Source organism: Streptomyces anatolicus, from assembly GCF_019400875.1.
Classification (GTDB): domain Bacteria; phylum Actinomycetota; class Actinomycetes; order Streptomycetales; family Streptomycetaceae; genus Streptomyces; species Streptomyces anatolicus.
On record NZ_WMBF01000694.1, the window covers coordinates 1 to 2,528 of the forward strand.

At 72.7% G+C, this 2,528-nt stretch carries 2 protein-coding genes; both read right to left on the reverse strand.

What is annotated here, in order from left to right; genetic code table 11:
• Nucleotides 1–169: 169 nt before the first annotated feature.
• Nucleotides 170–1,525, reverse strand: coding sequence for a vWA domain-containing protein (locus GKQ77_RS31450; RefSeq protein ID WP_219692520.1), 1,356 nt, complete (start codon nt 1,523–1,525; stop codon nt 170–172).
• 39 nt (nt 1,526–1,564) lie between these two features.
• Nucleotides 1,565–2,528, reverse strand: a 964-nt coding sequence (locus tag GKQ77_RS31455; protein ID WP_219692521.1) for a PP2C family protein-serine/threonine phosphatase, incomplete at its 5' end; no start/stop codon positions are given.

Here is a 2,528-nt window from a genome sequence, read left to right on the forward strand (position 1 = left end):
CGGGGGAGGGGGCGGCGGTACGGCACCGGCCATGCGGTGACCGCAGACCTCGCACCAGTCGTCGGAACCCGACTGGTGTCCGTTCGGGCAGGTCGGCATGTCGGCGCTTCCCCCTCTCCTTCTCCGGCCCGCAGGCCGTACGTACGCGAATGGTCCGTTGCTGGTACTGCTACTGCTTCTTCACGCGAACGGTCTTCGTCGACCGCGTCTCGAGTGTCATCTCGTCGGCCTCGGCGACCTTCGCCTTCAATCGAACAGTACCTTCCGCGGCATCCACCACGTCCACCACCTTCGAAAGCAGTTTCGCCGTATCCGCGTTGCCCGAGGCGGCCGCCAGCTGGACGGCGCGGCCGAGTTTCGCGGTCGCCCCGTCGAGATCCCCCGCTTTACGGGCGTCCAGTCCCTGCTGGATGACCTGGGCCAGCTCCGCCTGGCCCGTGTAGTGCGCGACCTGCGGATTGATGGAGGTGGACGCCGCCATGTCGTCCGTCCACACCGCCCGCACCAGGCCCTGCGACAGCGTCTGCGTGCCGCCGTCGCCCTGCGGCACGATCAGGGAGAGCCGGGCGGCGAGCATCTCCTGGCCGATGGCGGCGCCCGGTACCCGTACGCAGATGTGGTAGTCCCGGGACTCGTCGCCCCAGGACCCCGTGGGGTAGTCCCCGGCGCGCGGTCCCGCCTCCGTGCGACGGTCCGTCAAGTCGGCGACCGTGGGCGCCACTTGCTTCACGAACTTGATCTCCACGCCCACCGGGGTCCAGAGCCGCAGACTGACGTCGGCGACCTCCTTGCCCATCGCCGTCTCCATCATGTGGGTGAAGTCGGCGGAGAGCCCGGCCGGGTCGGCGACGATGTCGGCGGTGCCGAGGAGCGCGGAGGCTATCGCCGTGACCTCCTTCACCTCCCAGTCCGTGCCCACACCGCGGGCGTCGCAGGTGAAGCGGCCCGCGCAGGAGTCGAGGGCGGCCCTGAGGTCCTCGGGCGACTCGTGTTCGTTGCGCCCGTCGGTGAGCAGGATGCCGTGCCGCACCGCCGACGGGGCGAGGCCGGCGGAGGCGAGCAGGCGGTCGGCGAGCCGCAGCCAGGTGCCGATCGCCGTGCCGCCGCCCGCGCTGAGCCCGCGCAGCGCCTGCTTGGCCTGCTCGCGGGTCTCCGGGCCAGCCACCGCGAGGCGGCCGTTGCCCGGATAGACCTCCTTGGCGATGTGCGTGCCGCCGATCACCGCGAAGCGCACGCCGTCGCGGACGGCGTCGATGGCGGCGGCCGTGGCGTCCCTGGCGCCCCGCATCTTCGTCGGCGGGTAGTCCATGGAGCCGGAACAGTCCACCATGATCGCCACGGCGGCGTCCGGGCTCTGCCCCGCGGCGTAGAGATGCGGGGCGCTCACCGCGGAGCCGACCGTCCCGCCCCCGGTGGAGGTCACCGTGGCGATGGCGTTGACCTCGCGGCCGCCCTCGGGCAGGAATTCGTTCTGGTAGACGTCGACCGTGAACTGCGGCACGTTCGACTTCGAGAAATTGGCCATGGATGCTGCTCCCCCTCAGATCCTCAGGTCCCCAGGTCCTCAGAACCGCTCAGAACCTCCGGGCGCCGGACATCCCCCGTCCGGCGTCCGGCGCTGGGCCGATCCTGCCCCTTGTGGCGCGTAGGGGAACGGGACGACCGCCACTGTTACGTTGTCGTGGCCCCCGCCGTCCAGCGCGTGGCCGACCAGGACCTGGGCGCTGCGCAGCGGGCGGTCCGCGGCGTCGGCGGGCACGGCCCGCGCCATCTCCTCGACGGCTTCCGCGTAGTTCCACAGCCCGTCCGTGCAGACCACCACCACGCCCGCGCGGTCCGGCTTGAAGGAAGCGGTGTGCGGCTCCAGTTCGTACGCGTCCGCGCCGAGCCAGCCGGTGATGGCATGCGCGCGGTCGTCGGCGTACGCCTCGGCCTCGTTCATCAGGCCGGCGGCGACCATCTGCGCGGCCCACGAGTCGTCCTCGGTGAGGCGGACGGCGGGGCCGCTGCGGTCGTCGGGGATCCAGTAGGCGCGGCTGTCGCCGACCCAGCCGACGACGAGCAGGCCGCCCGCGACGATCGCGCCGACCAGGGTGCAGGCGGGCGCGTTCTGGTGCGGGCTGTGCTCGCGGGCGGCGGCGGGCTCGGTGGCCAGGGAGTTGACGGCTTCGGCGGCCGACAGGATGGCCTCGTGCATGGCCTGCTGCGGGTGCGTGCCGCGCGGCAGTGAGCCCTGCAAGGACTCGTTGGCCGCGCGGGAGGCGGCGAGCGAGGCCTCGTCGGGGCGGGTCGCCGAGGAGACGCCGTCGCAGACGATCGCGACGACGGCGGGGGAGCCGTCGGGCAGCGCGGCCGCGGAGATCGCGAACGCGTCCTCGTTGCGGTGGTGGCGCAGGCCCCGGTCGCTGACGGCGGCGACCGCGTCCAGCTCCTCCTCCATGTGGTCGCGCTCGCGCGGCTGGGCGTGCCCGCAGTTCTCGCAGTACCCGTCCGGGTCGACGCGGCCGGAGCGGCAGGCCACGCAGAGC

Excerpts from the sequence above, each read along its gene's own strand:
- GKQ77_RS31450 (WP_219692520.1), bottom strand. The coding sequence starts at position 1,525 with ATGGCCAATTTCTCGAAGTCGAACGTGCCGCAGTTCACGGTCGACGTC.